This window comes from Arenimonas maotaiensis (genome assembly GCF_014638745.1).
In the GTDB taxonomy this organism is placed as follows: domain Bacteria; phylum Pseudomonadota; class Gammaproteobacteria; order Xanthomonadales; family Xanthomonadaceae; genus Arenimonas; species Arenimonas maotaiensis.
Genome location: NZ_BMFO01000002.1, coordinates 216,113 through 233,117 on the forward strand (window position 1 = coordinate 216,113; position 17,005 = coordinate 233,117).

Consider the following 17,005-nt stretch of genomic DNA (forward strand, 5'->3'; position numbering starts at 1 on the left):
ACAGCCGCCTTTTTCATGCCCGGCTTCCGGAGATCAGCGCGACGCGCTGCCCAAGGCCGCGTAGCGCGCATACAGCCGCCGCGACCAATCGCGCAGGTCGGCCAGCGGTCCGTCGTTGATCAGCACGTCGTCGGCCATCGGCAGACGGCCGGTGCTGTCCAGCTGCGCCGACACCATGGCCTCGGCCAGCTCGCGGCCGGAGCCATCGCGCGCGGCGATGCGGGCGACCTGCGCCGCGCGCGGCGCTTCCACGATCAGTACGCGTTGCAGCCAGGCATAGGCGCCGGCGCGGCTGGCGGGCGTCAGCAGCGGGATGGCGACGGCGGTCACCGGTGCGGTGGATGCCTCGCACTGGCGGCGCAGCTCGGCCTGGATGCGCGGATGCAGGATGGCTTCCAGCGCCGCTTTGGCATCGGCATCGGCGAATACGTGCGCGCGCAGGGCGGCGCGGTCCAGGCCGTCGGCGGAGACGAAGCGCGCGCCGAGCCGTTCGGCGATCTCGGCCAAGGCCGGTTGTCCGGGCCGTACCAGTTCGCGCGCCACCGCATCGGCGTCGATGATGTGCGCGCCGCACTCGGCCAATACCGCGCAGACCGCGGATTTGCCGGCCGCGATGCCGCCGCTGACCGCGAGCCGCAACGCCATCAGCGCCCCAGCGCCCAGCCTAGGTACAGGCCGAGCAGGTCGACGCCGGAAATGAACTGCAGCCAGCCGGCGATGGCCAGGTATTGCCCGAACGGAATCTGGGTATCGCGGTGCTTGCCGGCGGTGGCCAGCCAAATCGAGCCGATGACGGCGCCGACCACCGACGAGATCAGGATGATCGGCAGTACGGCCTTGAACCCGCACCAGGCGCCGAGCGCGGCCAGTAGCTTGAAGTCGCCGGCGCCCATGCCGTCCTTGCCGGTCAGCAGCTTGAACAGCGCGGTCACCGACCACAGGCTGAGGTAGCCGGCGGCGGCGCCGAGGATGGCCGAGACCGGATCGACGAACAGGGTGACCAGGCTGGCCAGCAGGCCGAGCCAGAGCAGGGGCAGCACGATCTGGTCGGGCAGCAGGGTGGTGCGCAGGTCGATGCCGGACAGCGCCACCAGCGCCGCGGTGAACGCCAGCGCGAAGCCGAGCTCGAGCGAGATGCCGAAGCGCCAGGCGCAGGCCGCGAACAGCAGGCCGGTGATCAGTTCGACCGCCGGGTATTGCCGCGAGATCGGGGCTTGGCAGGCGCGGCAGCGGCCGCGCAGCAGCAGAAAGCTGAGCAGCGGGATGTTTTCCCAGGCGGCCAAGGCATGGCCGCAGTGCGGACAGGCCGAGCGGCTGACCACCAGGCCCGGCGGTTTGGGTTCGTAGGCTTCCGGCTGGCCGAGGATCTCGCGCGCTTCCTGGCGCCAGCTCCATTCCATGCGCGCCGGCAGACGCAGGATGACCACGTTCAGGAAACTGCCGACCAGCAGGCCGAAGACGGACACCAACCCGATGGCCAGGGCCGGATGCTGGGCGAGGGCTTCCATCAGATCGCGGCCGCGAGCTTGAATACCGGCAGGTACATGCCGATCACCATCGAGCCGACCACCAGGCCGATGACGATCATCACCATCGGCTCGATCAGGCTGGACAGGGCGTCCACCGCGTTGTTCACTTCCTGCTCGTAGAAATCGGCGACCTTGTACAGCATGGTGTCGAGCGCGCCGGCCTCCTCGCCGATCGCGGTCATCTGCATCACCATGTGCGGGAACACGCCGACCTGCTTCATCGCCACGTTCAGCGGATAGCCGGTGGCGACGTCGTCCTTGATGCGCAGCACGGCGTTTTCGTACACGATGTTGCCGGTGGCGCCGGCCACGGTGGCCAGCGCGTCGACCAGCGGCACGCCGGCCTTGAAGGTCACCGCCAGGGTGCGCGAGAAGCGCGCGATGGCCGAGTTGTGCAGGATCTGGCCGATGACCGGCACCTTCAGCAGGGCGCGGTCGATGAATTCGGCGAAGGCGCGCGAGCGCTTCAGGCTGCTGACGAAGAAGAACGCGCCGCCGATGGCGATGCCCAGGATCACCCACCACCATTTGATCATGAAGTCGGAGGCGGCGATGATCATCAGCGTGAACGCCGGCAGGTCGGCACCGAAGCCCTTGAACAGGTTCTGGAAGGTCGGCACCACGAAGATCAGCAGGATGGCCGAGACCAGGATGGCGACCACGATGATCACCGCCGGGTAGAACAGCGCCTTCTTGATCTTGCCCTTCAGGGTCTCGATGTTCTCCTTGTAGCTGGCGATGGTGTCCAGCACGGTATCGAGCACGCCGGCGTTTTCGCCGGCGAACACCAGGTTCTGGTACAGCTTGTCGAAGTACAGCGGGTGCTTGGCCAGCGCCTCGGACAGCGCGGTGCCGCTGGCGATGTCGGCGCCGATCGACTCCAGCAGGTTCTGCATGCGGATGTTCTTCTGGCCGCCGGCCACGATGCCGAAAGCCTGAACCATCGGGATGCCGGACTGCATCATGGTGGCCAGCTGGCGCGAGAAGATGGCGATGTCCTGCGGCGTGATGGTCTTGCCGGCCTGTCCGAACAGCGGTTTGGCCACCGGCTTCACCGTCGGGTTGACGATGCCGCGCTTGCGCAGCTCCAGCCGCAGCGCGTTCTCGGACTTGGCGGATTCCTCGCCCTTCATCTTGATGCCGCGCTTGTCGACGCCGCTCCAGCTGAACTGCTTCAGGATGTCGTCGGCGCGGGCCGGGGCCTTGCTGCTTTTCGCGGTGGCGGAACGGGAGGCGGCCATAAGTTAGTCCTTGGTGACGCGGTTGATTTCGGCCAGGCTGGTGACCCCGGCCTTGGCTTTCAGCAGGGCGGAGCGGCGCAGGTCGTTGACGCCGGACTGTTCGGCGGCGCGGGCGATGTCGAGCGCGTTGCCGCCGTTCAGGATGATTTCCTGGATCGGCTCGCTCATCGGCATGACCTGATAGATGCCGACCCGGCCCTTGTAGCCCTCGGTGCATTCGTCGCAGCCGATCGGTTCGTACAGGGTGATGCCGGCGTCGATCTCGGCCTGGCTATAGCCTTCCTTGAGCAGGGCCTGCGGCGGCAGCGGATGCTTCATCGGCTTCTTGCAGTCGTGCAGGCGGCGGGCCAGGCGCTGGGCGATCACCAGGGTGACCGAGGAGGTGATGTTGTACGGCGCGATGCCCATGTTCATCAGGCGCGCGATGGTCTGCGGCGCATCGTTGGTGTGCAGGGTGGACAGCACCAGGTGGCCGGTCTGCGCCGCTTTGATGGCGATCTCGGCGGTCTCCAGGTCGCGGATTTCGCCGACCATGATCACGTCCGGGTCCTGGCGCAGGAACGAGCGCAGCGCGGCGGCGAAGGTCATGCCCTTCTTGTTGCTGACCTGCACCTGGTTGATGCCCGGCACCCGGATTTCGACCGGATCCTCGGCGGTGGAGATGTTGCGCTCCGGCGTGTTCAGGATGTTCAGGCCCGAATACAGCGACACGGTCTTGCCCGAGCCGGTCGGGCCGGTGACCAGGATCATGCCGTACGGCTTGTTCAGCGCGTCCAGGTACTGCTTCATCTGCTCGTCTTCGTAGCCCAGCTTCTCGATGCCGAGCTTGGCGGCCGAGCCGTCGAGCAGGCGCAGCACGATCTTCTCGCCGAACAGGGTCGGCAGGGTGCTGACGCGGAAGTCCATCTGCTTGGTCTTGCTCAGGTTCAGCTTGATGCGGCCGTCCTGCGGCACCCGGCGTTCGGCGATGTCCAGCGCCGCCATCACCTTCAGGCGCGCCGCGATGCGCGGATGCAGGCCGATCGGTGCCTTGGCCACCACGCGCAGGATGCCGTCGGTGCGGAAGCGCACGCGCGATTCGGTTTCGTAGGGCTCGAAATGGATGTCGGAGGCGCCGCGGCGGATGGCGTCGGTCAGCTGCTTGTTGACGAACTTCACCACCGGGGTGTCGTCGGCCTTGTTGTCGGCCTTGTCCTCGCCCAGTTCCTCGTCGCCGCCGATGGCCTCCAGGTTGACCAGCTCGTCGTCGCCCGAATCATCCAGGGTATCGGCCGGGTTGTTGTAGGCCAGCTCCAACGCGCGGCGCAGTGCGTCCTCGGCCACCACCACCGGTTCCACCAGCGAGTTGGTGGCGAACTTGACGGCGTCCAGCGCGGTGCTGTTGGTCGGGTCGGCGATGGCCACGAACACCTTGCCGGCGTGCTTCTGCAGCGGCAGCACCTGCTGCTTGTTGGCCAGTTCCTCGGGAATCAGGCTGGCCAGCGACTGGCTCAGGTCCATGCTCGACAGGTCGAACAGCGGCAGGCCGAACTCCAGCGAGAACGCGGCGGCCATCTGCTGGTGGTTGACCAGCTTCTTCTCCATCAGGTACTTCTGGATCGGACGCTTGTCCTTGGCGGCCTCGGCCTGGGCGGCGCGGGCGGCGGCTTCTTCCAGGGCGCCGTCCTGCACCAGGCGGCGGGTGATGCCGGTGATTCCCACGAGATTGGCGGCTGGTACGCTCATGCTTGCTCTTGTTCAGAATTCCCCATTCCGAAGCTTACCGCAAAAACCCGCATGGTAAAAGGGATTGGGCCCCGAATCCGGCCCCGGGCGTGCGCATCGGCGGCAACTCCGTTACCCTAATGCGGAACCGGAATCGAGCCGCCATGACCCTATCCATCGTACTGCCCGCCAAGAACGAAGCCGAGGGGCTGCGCACCTTCCTGCCGGCCCTGCGCGCGGCCCATCCGCAGGCCGAGATCCTGGTGGTGGACGACGGCTCGACTGACGACACCGCCGCCGTGGCCCGTGAAGCCGGGGTGACCGTGCTGTCCAATCCATACCCGATGGGCAACGGCGCCAGCATCAAGCGCGGCGCCCGCGCCGCCGCCGGCGAGGTCATCGTGTTCATGGACGCCGACGGCCAGCACCGGCCCGAGGACGTGGACCGCCTGTTGGCCAAACTCGACGAAGGCCACGACATGGCGGTCGGCGCCCGCGGCAAGGGCGGCCAGGCCAACGTGGGGCGCGGCTTGGCCAACGCACTGTACAACCGCCTGGCCAGCTGGATGACCGGCCATCGCATCCTCGACCTGACCTCCGGTCTGCGCGCCGTGCGCGCCGACAAATTCCGCGAGTTCCTGCACCTGTTGCCGAACGGCTTCTCTTACCCCACCACCAGCACCATGGCATTCTTCCGCAGCGGCTACCCGGTGGCCTATGTGCCGGTGGACGTGCAGAAGCGCGTGGGCAACAACAGCCATATCCATCCGCTGAAGGACGGCATCCGCTTCCTGCTGATCATCTTCAAGATCGCCACGCTGTATTCGCCGGTCAAGCTGTTCGCGCCCACCGCCCTGCTGTTCTTCCTCACAGGTCTGGGCTACTACGCCTTCACCTTCATCACCGAAGGCCGACTGACCAACATGAGCACCCTGCTGTTCAGCGCCTCGGTCATCATCTTCCTGATCGGCCTGGTGTCCGAGCAGATCACGGCCTTGATGTATAAGCAGCATGGCTGAGAAGAAGCGCCTGCTGGTTCTGGCATCCACCTATCCCCGTTGGCAGGACGACCCCGAACCCGGTTTCGTGCATGAGCTGAGCAAACGCCTGACCGACGCTTTCGAGGTTACCGTGCTGTGTCCGCATGCCGCCGGCGCCAAGATCAATGAGCGGATGGACGGCGTGGATGTGCGCCGCTACCGCTACGCGCCGACTGCGCTGGAGACGCTGGTCAATAACGGCGGCATCAACGGCAACCTGAAGAAATCGCGGTGGAAGTGGCTGTTGGTGCCGGGCTTCCTGCTGTCACAGTGTTGGCACACGTTGCGGATAATTCGGCGTTTGAAACCGGATGTGGTGCATGCGCATTGGATCATCCCGCAGGGCTTGGTGCTCTGCATGGCCCGCCTGTTCACGGCGAAAGCGCCTTTCGTGTTGACGTCCCATGGTGCCGACCTGTTCACCTTGAAGGGTAGCTTGATGGCTGGTTTGAAAGCCAACATCCTGAGCCGGGCGGCATTCGTCACCGTGGTCAGCGAGCCGATGCGACAGCAGGCTTTGCGCTTGGGCGTTCAGGAAGACCGCGTGGCGGTGATGCCGATGGGCGTGGATTTCGAGAAGTTCACGCCTTCGGCCGATGTGGCAAGAAACCCGAATGAAATCCTGTTCGTCGGTCGTTTGGTGGAGAAGAAAGGCCTGTCCTATCTGGTCCGGGCGCTTGAGCGTGTCCGCCACGAGATCCCGGATGTCCGCTTGACGGTCATCGGCTTCGGCCCGGAAGAGCCCGCACTCCGCAAGTTGTCAACCGAACTCGGTTTGGATGCGCATATCGACTTCATCGGACCCAAGCCGCATGCCGAACTGATTGCCCATTACCGACGTGCGGCCCTGTTCGTGGCGCCGTTCATAGAGGCGGCGGATGGCGACCAGGAAGGGCTTGGTTTGGTCACGATTGAGGCGATTGCCTGTGGCTGTCCGGTTCTGGTAGGCGATGTTCAGGCCGTAAATGATGTGCCAATCAATCGGGTTGATTGCAGGGATGTCGATAGACTGTCTTCGGCTGTTCTCCGATGCCTGAGAATTCCAGGAAACACATCTGACGATACGCTAAGAGAATTCATCGAGCACCGTTTTTCATGGAATTACAGCGCAAAGCGCTACATTGGCGTCCTTGGCTCGAGCTGCTTGCCGTGAAAAAGTCACGCATATTTTTTGTAGGTAAACGTTACTACACGAATCGTGATGCGTTACGCGAGAAGTTCGGCCGGATTTACCAATTGCCAAGTCGCTGGGCCGACTCGGGCGAGGATGTTTCCCTCTGGCTAATGGATTACCATGGCGTAGAGTGTCGTGACCAATCGGTGGGTGGCTTGAAGATAGTTTCCCTGCCGCTAAGACGCATTCAAGGCTGGCTTGGTCTATTGTCTTTGACTTCAAAGGTGATGTTCCGACGACCCGCAGTTGCTGTAGCCAGTGGTGATTGCTATATCGGGCTGATGGTATGGCTTTTCGCGCGGATATCCGGCAGCAAGTTCATCTTTGACGTTTATGATAAATACGATGAGTTTCCGGGATATCGGCGGATTCTCGGCTTCGACTTGTTCGCATTCCTGCTCAGGCACGCTGATCAAGTCTTGTTCGCCAGCCAAACCTTGCTGTCGGCGCTCGGAATGCCGGCGCGCGGCGATTTCGTGGTTCCGAACGGTATCGAACTTGAGCGCTTCCGCCCTATGGATAAGCGGCTCGCCAGAGACGTCGTCGGCTTGCCACGAGAACGGATTTTCGTCGGTTACTTCGGAAGCATGGAATTGGACCGAGGAGTTGACGATCTTATTCAGGCGATTGGCATATTGAGGGCAAAGGGCGAAGAGGTTTTTCTACTCCTGGCGGGCAAGCTGAGAGATGGATTAAAGGTTGATTCCGATGGCGTGATGTATCTCGGAAATGTGCCTTACGAGAAAATTCCATTTTATCTTTCAAGTTGCGATGTTTTGGCAATTCCATATCGCCGTTCGGAATTCATGGACGCAGGGTCTTCCAATAAAATCGCTGAATCCATAGCGGCCGGAAGGCCGATAGTCGTTACGCGAACGCCGAACTTCCTCGCGAACTTCCCTGGCCTGGACGGACGGCTTGGATCCGCTTTGTGTGAGTGTGGCAGCCCGCAAGGTCTTGCCGACGCATTGCGTCGCCAACTCAGGGATCCGGTTTTGGTGGGTTTGCCGGAAGGCATGGATTGGGAATCAATCGCAAGCCGTTCACTCGGAAACATCATCGAAAATTTCAGGCAAGGAAAAATAGCTCAATGACTTCCGATAAAGTCGTCGCATGCATCATCGGGACTCGGCCAGAAGCCATCAAAATGGCGCCGGTCATTTCCGCCATGAAAGAATCAAGCGCCTTCAGGTGCGTGGTGGTCACCACCGGGCAACACCGTGAGCTGCTGAACCAAATGCTCGAAAAGCTGGACATCCAGCCGGATCATCATTTGGACTTAATGACCGAAGGTCAAGGGCTCTCGGATCTGTTTGCCAGGATGCTGCCTGGCCTGGAAACCGTCTTTGCCAAGGAGCGAGTCGATGTGGTTTTGGCACAAGGAGATACCGCAACCACATTCTGCGCCGCATTGGCGGCTTTTCACCAAAAAATCCCATTTGGCCACATCGAAGCCGGGCTCCGAACCAACGATTTGCTGAACCCGTTTCCGGAGGAAGGGTACAGGCAAATGGTTTCAAGAATCTCGCGTTGGAATTTTGCGCCGACCAAGTCGGCGGCGGATAACCTGATTTCGGAAGGCGTTGCTCCGGATCGGATTCATGTGACTGGCAATACCGGAATCGACTCGTTGCTTAAATATGCCGGAAAGTCGCCGGCCAAATCACTGTCAGGAAAGCGGATGATCCTGCTCACCGCGCATCGGCGCGAAAATTTCGGAGAGCCGATCAAGGCGATTTTCAGGGCAGTCAAGCGGGTTGTCGAGCGCTTCGATGACGTGGAAGTCATCTACCCCGTACATCCAAACCCGAATGTTCGCGAGCTGGCTAAAGAAATGTTGGGAAATCACCCAAGAATTTCCCTTTTGGCTCCTCTGGACTATTTCCAATTCATCGGCGCGATGAAAGAATCAACGCTAATCCTTACCGATAGCGGCGGAATTCAGGAAGAGGCTCCGGCGCTTGGGAAACCTGTATTGGTGATGCGTGAAACTACCGAGCGGCCGGAGGCCGTGCAAGGCGGGCATGCGCTGCTTGTCGGCATGGCTGAATCGTCAATTTTCTATGCGACAGAAAATCTGCTTACCAATCATAAGCTGCTCTCGGCTATGAGTAGGTCGGGATTTCCGTTTGGTGACGGGAATGCGTCGGGGAGGATTCTCGGGGTTTTGCTGGATTAGGCCTGTTACGGCTCGTCTTCCGCCAGTGGATTTCAAGTATGGCTATTTAAGATGATTTCATTGTAGTTTTTCACCACGCCATCCGGACTGAAATGACTGTTGAGCTGCGGGCTTACTTGGAGGCTGCTTTTCTCGATTGAAGTCAGTGCGTTTAATATGCTGTCTGAGTCATGTCCGCATACGATTCCGCCATTGGATTCCGATATAAGCTTCGCGGAAGGGCTCTGCTTTCCGGTTATAGCCAAAATCGGAAGTGTTATGGAGCTGTAATCGGCAAGCTTGCTTGGCAGGAACGGGTATTCTTCCATCTCCGCCTCAATCAGCAAAAGCGCATTGCCCTCTGATGACTTCTTCATGGCTTCCTCTTTAGCCAGCAATCCTGTATACCGGACACGGCTTGAAGCGCCGCTCCGTTCAAACGCATGCCGCATCTCGTCATTTACATTCCCTATGAAGTTAATGACAACGGCGCTTTGTTCCGGAAGCCTCGACAAGGCGGACGCTAGACTAAGGCATACCCTTTCGCGTGACAAAGACCCGCAGTGGCTAATGACGAACTCGCCGGTTCTTTTCTGGCTTCCTTCTAATATGCCAGGCGCTATATGTGGGATGATGGATGATTTCGATTCCGAAACGGATTGATAGTACTTTTTCATGAAATCAAGCTGATCCCTGCAGGTAAAAACCAGGTGGTCCGCAGACTGCAAAATGTCGCCAACCACTTTTTTCTGCGCATGGGAAAGAAAAGGGATTGAGAAGTCGGAATACGGCTTTGGCAAAATTGACTCGGGCCATGGGTCGCTCATGCACGCGATCCACTGCCGCGGCCGGACTTTGGCGTTAAGCACCGCCAAATGCGACTCCATCGGCAAGGCGATTGAAATGACGGCGGAATAATCATTCGTAGCGCTGAGTTTCGATATTCTGCGGGCGGCATTCAATGACCATTTGCTTTGGATAATGGAGACTAGGCTGCGATACAGTTTTCTATGTATTTTTCGGATCAGGGATTTTCCGTCAGAATGCCAGCTGGCCGGTAGCGCGAAGAGCCTTGCGTTCTGAGGGATTTTTACTCCATCTAATTGGCCGGTCCGGCTATCCGCAGTGACGATGTCCAAATAATATCCGGAGTCGCATAATGCATTTACTAGGGCAAATGACTGCTGTGACTGGGCATCTGACATGTCCAGAAGATTTTTTGTAACTAGAAGAACTCTTTTCTCATTCATTCTTGGATCTCATGATCAGTGTAATCCATGCTATAGCAGCCATGGTTGTTTCCGATGCAGTGACAGCGATGCATAGACCCATCACGCCGTGCTTAGGAAGTAAAGTAACTGCCAATAGAATCAGTAGAGTCACGCCAATGCCTTCGATTGCTGATCTGTAAAGCGGCATGGATTGCGTAGTTAGGATTGTCGTTCCCGATATCCTCAATGAAAGCGAGATGGAAAAAACAGATAGATACGGCAGGATTTCGGATAAATAGGCATACTCACTTCCAAAAGCAAGACTTAACAGTGGCGCGGCATGCCAGGTCGTGGCCGCCAAGAGCAGTCCATACAGCCCCGAAGCCGTGAATATTGCAAGCGTTTTCTGTTTCGCGGCGGAACGATCTTTTTCTCCGAACAGGGAGGGCATCACAGAAATCATCAGTGCCATTACCGGAAGCGTGGCGGCACTAATCAGCCTGGCCGAAAGTGAGTAGTGGCCTGCTATGTCGGCAGTCAGAAGCTTGGCGGCGACTGTCTTGTCCGCCTCGGATGGACCTATTGTGGTAGCGCTCTGCACAGCAAAGCCTGATGCGGATTTCACTTCTGCCATGGTCGGTCTCCGCCAGTATTTAGGTCCTGGCCATTTGCCTGGCTGCAGCTTAATTGCTACGAATAGGCTTATTACTGATGATGCCAGGTACAATCCGGCATAAGTTGACTCAACGTTCTCGTTTGGCCAAGCGGCAAGGAAAAAGACAGAAGCACACCGCAGGGCAATTGGCAGGGTGAGGATTATCTGAGATCGGGCTATCTGATTCCTTGCTTGGTACTCCATGCAAGACAGTAGAATAAATGGCTGTATGACGGTTTCTGCTATTCCCAAGGCTATGACCGTATGCAAGTTCGCGCCCAAGTTTATTAAACTCAACGCAAACAGATACAGAAGAAGCATTAAGATTCCGGCCACGAGCGTTGTCCAGAGAGCATATTCAGCTACTATGCTTCTGCTCTTGCCTTGATCCCCTGCCGATGCTTTCAGGATAATGAAATGCATGCCAAGCGTTGATAGTGAACCGGAAAGCACTGCCGCCGCGGAAAGTCCGGCAAAAATGCCGAAACTTGAGGCTCCCAGAGTCTTGGCAAGAACAATCAGCGTTGAGGCCTGAAGGAAAAGTCTGAGCAGGAGTACGTTGCTAGTCAGTAGCGTGTTTCTGGCAACTGATCCCTGGCTAAAATGCTTTTTCATGAATGGCATCATGATTCGTAATTTTTTGATCATTCAGGTGGTGGAGCTATTTGGGATTGGCTCATTTTGGCTATTTCAATAGCCTTCAGCCATTTGCGGGACTGATCTTTTGGATCGTACATCAGCGTGTCGAAAAAAGGCTGTTTGATTTCCAGGCCTTTTTTAAGCCATTGCTCCGCGTCATCCACTAGGCCGGCACTAAGCAGCACTTCAGCGATTTTCTGGGTCAATTCCACCGATGGCCCGACTGTATATGCCCTCTCAAGTTCGGTCATGGTCAGGTCGAGATCGCGTCGGTGAATAAACAGCTTGGCGCGCTCCACACGGATGTGCTGTTCCGACACGGCGCGGAATTTGGGGTTGGCGAGCAGGGCATCCGTCAATGTAAGCCATTGCGTCTGATCGATGGCGTCCGGACAAGCGTTTTCCTGCACGGCCTGGCGAAGCAGCAACAGGCTGCTCAAGACGCTGTTCGAATAGCTGCTGACCCCAATTGCCTGAGTACTGTCTTGGTATAGGTCACGGCTTGTCTGAACAGTGGGATTCCAGCATTTCACCAGCAGAGCCGCCATCGGCAGGTCGGCCTGCCGGATGCCGCCGTCGTAGGCCTGCATCAGGCCATCCAGCGCCTCTTGCGGCTGTCCGCTATCGTAACGGTACTTGGCGACGTCTTGCGCGGCGCGAAGGGACAGCGGCCGCTCCTTGACCCAAAGCGCCGTCATCAGCTCCGCGTTGCCCCACACCGGTGCCTGCAATGCGGTAATTATCGCCAACAATGCAAGCCATAGTGAAAACAGTGCGGTAGCTAGGCGTTGACGCTCGCCCAATAGAAAAGGCAGTGCTGACAGCGCCAAGACCGGGCCGAGCAGGGGCAGGTAGTTGCGGTGCTCGAAGAACAGTTCCAGGTCCAGGATGCTGGACTCCATGGCATGGCCGGCGAAAAACCAGAGAATGGCGAAACTCAGTATTGGGAAACGCTTCCGTTTGGCGATAGCGAACAGCAGACTTGCCGCGAATCCTATCGCCAGAAGTAGGGTGCTGACCGGCTGAGTCCAGGAGCGGGTCACCGGATAGTCGTCAAAGTAGATGCCGCTACCGGACAGGCGAGGCATGAAAATATGGCGTAGATAGTCGGCCAGTACATGCATTTGCGTCATCAGCCGCTCCGGCATGTTGAAGTCGCGGCTGGAAAATGTACCAGGGCGTGTAGCCATGTACAGTATGGCGGCAAATACGGCCAAGGACGGCAAGATGCACGCCCATTGGATAAAGCGGCGAATGGCTAATGGTTTACCTGCTAGCGTTTCGCGAAGCAGGGTGGCATTCAATACCAAAGCAAATAGTGGCAACAGCGCGCCGTTTTCCTTGCTCAAGGAGGCCAGAATGGTACAGATGCCGAGCACGCTGAGCGCGGCGAATGCGCTCAGTACCGATTTGGCGCGTTGCAGCAGGGCGATATAGCCCCACAAGCCGATGAAGCAAAAGGCGGCGGACAGCAAGGTCATCCGTTGTACTACCAGCATCTGCGCCGAGAGCTGGAGCGGGTGAAACAGCCAGGCGGCCATGGCCAGCAAGGGCCAGAACGGGCTTTGTGGCAGGGATGGGTTGGCCTTGGCCAGTTGCCGTAGCAAGCCGAACAGCAGCACGCCGTTCAGCAGATGGATCATCAGGTTGGTGTATTTGAAGCTGAATGGATCGCTGGGCCAGGCGCTGTCGTTGATCAGGAAGCTAAGCGCCGAAATCGGTCGGCCGGGGCTTCCAATGAAAGACGTCAAATAACGGCCTAGATTGTCCCCTGCATTGCCGCTGAGTAACTCCAGGTTCTGCAGATTAGGGAAATCGTCGAACACGAATGGCCCGCTGAGCGCCGGCCAACCCAACCCGGCATAGACCACCAATAACAGCAGTAAAGTAGCAGATGGAATCAATGCATGTTTGCGGGTCAGAATCATGATGTGCTCAAAAGTCGGGACCGAACCAATGTGGCATAAAAAAGCCCCCTTGCGGGGGCTTTTACATCTTCGATAATTCGAAAATTAACGGCAGTTAGACGGACGATACTTGTCATCCACGCTACCGCCGGTTTTGCAGTCCCAAGTGACCGAGCCACCGGCAGCGGCCGGGGTCAGCACCAGAGTGTCATTATCAATGTTGGTGTCGGTCGAGGAATAGGTAATGGTGATGATACCGCTGTTACCCACGGCAACTGAACCCACGTCATTACCTTTGATGGAGCCAGAGGCCGGCAGGCCAGCGGAGGCGTTATTAGTCGGGAACGCGCCAGTGGACGACTTGGTTTCAGCCACAGCCAGCTTGGCGGCGCCGGCGAGGTTCATGCCTTCCGAGACCTTCGAGCGGGTGGTGTAGTCTTGGTAAGCCGGGATGGCGATGGCCATCAGGATGCCGAGGATCGCGATCACGATCATCAGTTCGATCAGCGTAAAACCTTTTTGAATAGCTTTCATGGTGGAACTCCCTGAGAGGTAAATGGACTCGCACTGCGGCAGCGGTTCAATGCAGCCGCCGTGGGGTGCGCTATCAAGATGCCCCAATTCAAGGCCGTATGCAAGTTTTTTTTGATTTGCCCCAGTCCGGGCAAATGTGAAAGAAATGAGGCGCTTAAAGCCGGAAAAACGGCCCAAAAACCGGCCCTGAGGGGCAGAATGTGACGCTGTGCGTCACCTCATTCCATGCCCAGTTTTTCCATCTTGTAGCGCAGTGCGCGGAAGGTGATGCCTAGGTGCGCGGCGGCCTTGGTCTTGTTGAAGCGGCAGGCTTCCAAGGCGGCCTGGATCTGGGCGCGCTCCAATTGCTCCACCGCTTCGGGCAGGGCTTTGGCCGTGGCTGCGGCCGGTGCGGCCGGCTCCGGACGGCTGAAACGCAGGTCGCCGGCGTCGATCAGGTTGCCGTCGGCCAAGGCCGCGGCGCGTTCCAGTACGCTTTCCAGCTCGGGCACGTTGCCCGGGAACGGATGCGCCAACAGGGTCTGTTCGGCGGCCGAGGTCAGGCTCAGGGCGTGGCCGTCGCCGCCGATTTCCTCGAGGAAGGCGTGCGCCAGCGGCAGGATGTCCTCGGGCCGTTCGCGCAGCGGCGGCACCGGCAGCTCGATGACGTTGATGCGGTACAGCAGGTCGTGCCGGAAGCGTTGGGCGGCGGCTTCGCGCACCAGGTCCTTGCGGGTGGTGGACAGGATGCGCACGTCGATGGCGGTGTCGGCGAAAGCGCCGATGGCGCGGATGGCCTTGTCCTGAATGGCTTTGTGCAGCTTGATCTGCACCGGCAGGGCCAACAGATCGACATCGTGCAGCAGCAGGCTGCCGCCTTGGGCGGCCAACATGGCGCCGGCCTTGCCGAACAGCGAGGCTTCCTGCTGGTCGGGCGCGATGGCGGCGCATTCGAACTCGATGAAAGGCGCCGGCGCGCGCGGACCTTGGCGGTGGATCTGCTTGGCCACCAGGCATTTGCCCACGCCCGCCTCGCCGGTGATCAGCACCGGCGCCTGGCTGCGGGCCAGGCGCCCGATCTGCTCGCGCAGGCTCTGCAGGCCGGCCGACTCGCCGACCAGGGTCTCGCCGGTATCGGTCTGCCGCTCGCGCAGGGCCAAGGCCTGCTGCACCAGCTGGCGCAGGGTGCCCAGGTCGACCGGTTTGCTGACGAAGTCGAAGGCGCCGGCCTTCAGCGCGTTGACCGCCGACTGCACGTCGCCGTAGGCGGTGATCATCGCGATCGGCATCGCCCGGTGGTGTTCCGCCACGTGCGCGATCAGGTCCAGGCCGCTGCCGTCGGGCAGGCGCATGTCGGTCAGGCACAAATCGAAGCGCCGGGCCAGCAGATGCTCCTTGGCCCGGGTCACGGTTTCGGCGGTCTCGACCGCCAATCCCATGCGCGACAGCGCCAGGCTCAGCAGGTCGCGGATGTCTTGTTCGTCGTCGACGATCAGGGCGGAGGCGTTGGGCATGGGCTCAGTATAGGTCAGTGTCGGGGAATCGGCGGGCGCTCATCGGATCAGCCCGGCTTGCCGAGCAGGTCGCGGCCGCCGGCCAGGCGCAGCAGGAAGCGGCTGCCGCCGCCGAGCATCGGCTCGAAGCGCAGTTGCGCCTGGTTGGCGTCGCTCAGCTGTTTGGCGATGTACAGGCCGAGGCCGGTGCCGTGTTCGCTGGTGGTGTGGAACGGGCTGAACAGATGCTCGCGCATCGGCTCGGGGATGCCCGGGCCGCGGTCGGACACGTCCAGCACCGGCTGCCGGCCGTCCAGGCGCACGCTGAGCGTGACCTGCGGCGCCTCGTGCGGATGGTGACCGTAGTGCAGGGCGTTGGTCAGCAGCACGGTCAGCACCTGGTGCAGGTGCGAGCGGTCGAACAGGCCATGCAGGGCGGTGGCGTAAGGGGCCAGGCGGATGTTGGCGCGGTCCTGCGGGTGGGTGCTGAGGTGTTCGTCGAGGAAGGCCTGCACGAAGTCGTTGAGTTCGATGTCCTGCGGGCTGGCGGTCTCGCGCCGGGCCAGGCTCAGGATGTTTTCGATGATGCCGTTCAAACGCTGCGCCTGCTTGCCGATGATGTCGAGCAGCTTGCGGTCGCCCTCGGACAGCTCGGGCGAGTCGGCCATCAGCTGCTGGGCGTAGCTGATGGCGGCCAACGGGTTGCGGATCTCGTGCGCGATGCTGGCCGACAGCCGGCCCAGGTTGGCCAGCTGCAGCTCGTCGGCGCGGCCGGAGAACACCCGGCTGTCCTCCAGGAACACCAGGTAATGCAGGTCGTGCAGCGGAATGCCGACGAAGCGCGGAATCACCACCGGGCCGCCGACGTACAGGGACAGCGCCTCCGGCCTCTGGTCGGGCTGCCGGCGCCAGGCGATCAGCCGGCGGTCCAGCTCGGGCAGCGAGGCGCGCAGGGCCGTGCCGCGCTCCAGCGTCTTCTGGCTGAGTTGGTCGGCGGCTTCGTTGTGCAGCACCAGCCGGTGGTGCTTGTCGAGCAGGATCACGCCGGTGCGCATGCGCTTGATGATCAGCTCGTTCATCTGCGCCATCTCGGCCAAGTGCTGGCCGCGCTCGTCGGCCAGGTCCTGGCTCAGCCGGGCCTGCGCTGCCAGCATCTGGCAGAACGCCACGGTGGCCGCGTAGCAGGCCGCGAACATCAGCGCCTGCACCAAGTCGCCGCCGCTGCCGCCCTGCAGGCGGGCGCCCAGATAATGGCCGAGCACCACCAGCATCGCCGCCGCGGTGATCGCGGCGCTGGCGCGCCGGCCCAGCAGCACGCCGCCGGCCGCCAGGTTGACCAGCATGATCAACGCCACGCTGTAGAAGCCGGCCGGCAGCAGCCAGGCCAAGCCGGCGAACACCGCCAGATCGAGCGACAGGCCGGACAGCGTATGGTTCGGGTTCGGCCCCATGCGGTTGAGCAGCAAAATCAGCGCCGAGCCGATCAGGTAGGCGGCGCTCAGGCCTTGCAGCAGGCCATTGGCGGTCTGTTCGCGGATCGGACCGTAGGGCGAGAACACCCACAGCGCCAGGATGGCGGCCTCCAGGCAGCGGAACAGCGCGAAGAAATACATCTCGCGTTGGCGCAGGCTGTCGGAACTGGCGGCTTTCAGGGCTAAGGCCATTGATTTCGCAAGGGTTCGGGCGGGCCGGTTGTCTTGGAGTATACGGGGGAATTCCCGGTTTTTGCCTTTGACCGCGC

The 17,005-nt window shown here is 60.5% G+C and carries 14 protein-coding genes; 4 read left to right on the forward strand and 10 right to left on the reverse strand.

Going from position 1 to position 17,005, the window contains the following annotated elements:
* Window positions 1–33: 33 nt before the first annotated feature.
* From coaE to pilB, 4 genes are read right to left on the reverse strand one after another with little or no spacing between them, the layout of a single operon-like run.
* On the reverse strand, window positions 34–645 hold the full coding sequence (gene coaE / locus IEV56_RS05025) for a dephospho-CoA kinase (protein ID WP_188448414.1): 612 nt from the start codon (window positions 643–645) through the stop codon (window positions 34–36).
* Window positions 645–1,508 carry a prepilin peptidase gene (locus IEV56_RS05030; protein ID WP_188448416.1) on the reverse strand — a complete coding sequence of 288 codons (864 nt, stop codon included), beginning with the start codon at window positions 1,506–1,508 and terminating at the stop codon, window positions 645–647. Before IEV56_RS05030 ends, coaE begins: the two co-directional genes overlap by 1 nt.
* Window positions 1,508–2,770 (reverse strand): type II secretion system F family protein, encoded by a 1,263-nt coding sequence (locus IEV56_RS05035; RefSeq protein WP_188448418.1) that lies wholly within the window; start codon window positions 2,768–2,770, stop codon window positions 1,508–1,510. Before IEV56_RS05035 ends, IEV56_RS05030 begins: the two co-directional genes overlap by 1 nt.
* Before the next feature lie 3 nt (window positions 2,771–2,773).
* Window positions 2,774–4,495, reverse strand: coding sequence for a type IV-A pilus assembly ATPase PilB (gene pilB, locus IEV56_RS05040; RefSeq protein ID WP_188448420.1), 1,722 nt, complete (start codon window positions 4,493–4,495; stop codon window positions 2,774–2,776).
* 143 nt (window positions 4,496–4,638) lie between these two features.
* On the opposite strand from pilB, the gene IEV56_RS05045 reads away from it, so the two are divergent.
* Genes IEV56_RS05045 through wecB form a run of 4 tightly spaced genes read left to right on the forward strand, consistent with a single transcriptional unit; the run spans window position 4,639 to window position 8,867 of the window.
* A complete protein-coding gene (locus IEV56_RS05045) occupies window positions 4,639–5,493 on the forward strand; it encodes a glycosyltransferase family 2 protein (protein WP_188448422.1) in 855 nt (284 codons plus the stop codon).
* A complete protein-coding gene (locus IEV56_RS05050) occupies window positions 5,486–6,667 on the forward strand; it encodes a glycosyltransferase (protein WP_188448424.1) in 1,182 nt (393 codons plus the stop codon). The genes IEV56_RS05045 and IEV56_RS05050 overlap by 8 nt, the downstream gene beginning before the upstream one ends.
* Window positions 6,664–7,782, forward strand: coding sequence for a glycosyltransferase (locus tag IEV56_RS05055; protein ID WP_188448426.1), 1,119 nt, complete (start codon window positions 6,664–6,666; stop codon window positions 7,780–7,782). The genes IEV56_RS05050 and IEV56_RS05055 overlap by 4 nt, the downstream gene beginning before the upstream one ends.
* Entirely contained in the window at window positions 7,779–8,867 is a 1,089-nt protein-coding gene (gene wecB / locus IEV56_RS05060) for a non-hydrolyzing UDP-N-acetylglucosamine 2-epimerase (RefSeq protein ID WP_188448428.1), read from the forward strand. The genes IEV56_RS05055 and wecB overlap by 4 nt, the downstream gene beginning before the upstream one ends.
* 32 nt (window positions 8,868–8,899) lie before the next feature.
* Here the strand turns inward: wecB and IEV56_RS05065 are convergent, their stop codons facing one another.
* The 6 genes from IEV56_RS05065 to IEV56_RS05090 form a co-directional block, all read right to left on the reverse strand.
* Complete coding sequence (locus IEV56_RS05065; protein ID WP_188448430.1) at window positions 8,900–10,096, reverse strand: glycosyltransferase family protein; 1,197 nt, start codon at window positions 10,094–10,096, stop codon at window positions 8,900–8,902.
* Complete coding sequence (locus IEV56_RS05070; protein WP_188448433.1) at window positions 10,089–11,360, reverse strand: lipopolysaccharide biosynthesis protein; 1,272 nt, start codon at window positions 11,358–11,360, stop codon at window positions 10,089–10,091. Before IEV56_RS05070 ends, IEV56_RS05065 begins: the two co-directional genes overlap by 8 nt.
* Window positions 11,357–13,279 (reverse strand): hypothetical protein, encoded by a 1,923-nt coding sequence (locus IEV56_RS05075; RefSeq protein ID WP_188448435.1) that lies wholly within the window; start codon window positions 13,277–13,279, stop codon window positions 11,357–11,359. The genes IEV56_RS05070 and IEV56_RS05075 overlap by 4 nt, the downstream gene beginning before the upstream one ends.
* Before the next feature lie 84 nt (window positions 13,280–13,363).
* Window positions 13,364–13,792 (reverse strand): pilin, encoded by a 429-nt coding sequence (locus tag IEV56_RS05080; RefSeq protein WP_188448437.1) that lies wholly within the window; start codon window positions 13,790–13,792, stop codon window positions 13,364–13,366.
* Between the two features lie 218 nt (window positions 13,793–14,010).
* The gene (locus IEV56_RS05085; protein WP_188448439.1) at window positions 14,011–15,285 is read right to left on the reverse strand and encodes a sigma-54-dependent transcriptional regulator; all 1,275 of its coding nucleotides are present in this window, start codon (window positions 15,283–15,285) and stop codon (window positions 14,011–14,013) included.
* 47 nt (window positions 15,286–15,332) lie between these two features.
* Window positions 15,333–16,928: a sensor histidine kinase gene (locus tag IEV56_RS05090; protein ID WP_188448442.1), complete on the reverse strand. Its 1,596-nt coding sequence runs from the start codon at window positions 16,926–16,928 to the stop codon at window positions 15,333–15,335.
* Between the last annotated feature and the right edge of the window lie 77 nt (window positions 16,929–17,005).

What these genes read in the sequence shown, in the direction of transcription:
- coaE (WP_188448414.1), bottom strand. Translation starts at nt 645, where the DNA reads ATGGCGTTGCGGCTCGCGGTCAGCGGCGGCATCGCGGCCGGCAAATCC.
- IEV56_RS05030 (WP_188448416.1), bottom strand. Translation starts at nt 1,508, where the DNA reads ATGGAAGCCCTCGCCCAGCATCCGGCCCTGGCCATCGGGTTGGTGTCC.
- IEV56_RS05035 (WP_188448418.1), bottom strand. Translation starts at nt 2,770, where the DNA reads ATGGCCGCCTCCCGTTCCGCCACCGCGAAAAGCAGCAAGGCCCCGGCC.
- pilB (WP_188448420.1), bottom strand. Translation starts at nt 4,495, where the DNA reads ATGAGCGTACCAGCCGCCAATCTCGTGGGAATCACCGGCATCACCCGC.
- IEV56_RS05045 (WP_188448422.1), top strand. Translation starts at nt 4,639, where the DNA reads ATGACCCTATCCATCGTACTGCCCGCCAAGAACGAAGCCGAGGGGCTG.
- IEV56_RS05050 (WP_188448424.1), top strand. Translation starts at nt 5,486, where the DNA reads ATGGCTGAGAAGAAGCGCCTGCTGGTTCTGGCATCCACCTATCCCCGT.
- wecB (WP_188448428.1), top strand. Translation starts at nt 7,779, where the DNA reads ATGACTTCCGATAAAGTCGTCGCATGCATCATCGGGACTCGGCCAGAA.
- IEV56_RS05065 (WP_188448430.1), bottom strand. Translation starts at nt 10,096, where the DNA reads ATGAATGAGAAAAGAGTTCTTCTAGTTACAAAAAATCTTCTGGACATG.
- IEV56_RS05070 (WP_188448433.1), bottom strand. Translation starts at nt 11,360, where the DNA reads ATGATCAAAAAATTACGAATCATGATGCCATTCATGAAAAAGCATTTT.
- IEV56_RS05075 (WP_188448435.1), bottom strand. Translation starts at nt 13,279, where the DNA reads ATGATTCTGACCCGCAAACATGCATTGATTCCATCTGCTACTTTACTG.
- IEV56_RS05080 (WP_188448437.1), bottom strand. Translation starts at nt 13,792, where the DNA reads ATGAAAGCTATTCAAAAAGGTTTTACGCTGATCGAACTGATGATCGTG.
- IEV56_RS05085 (WP_188448439.1), bottom strand. Translation starts at nt 15,285, where the DNA reads ATGCCCAACGCCTCCGCCCTGATCGTCGACGACGAACAAGACATCCGC.
- IEV56_RS05090 (WP_188448442.1), bottom strand. Translation starts at nt 16,928, where the DNA reads ATGGCCTTAGCCCTGAAAGCCGCCAGTTCCGACAGCCTGCGCCAACGC.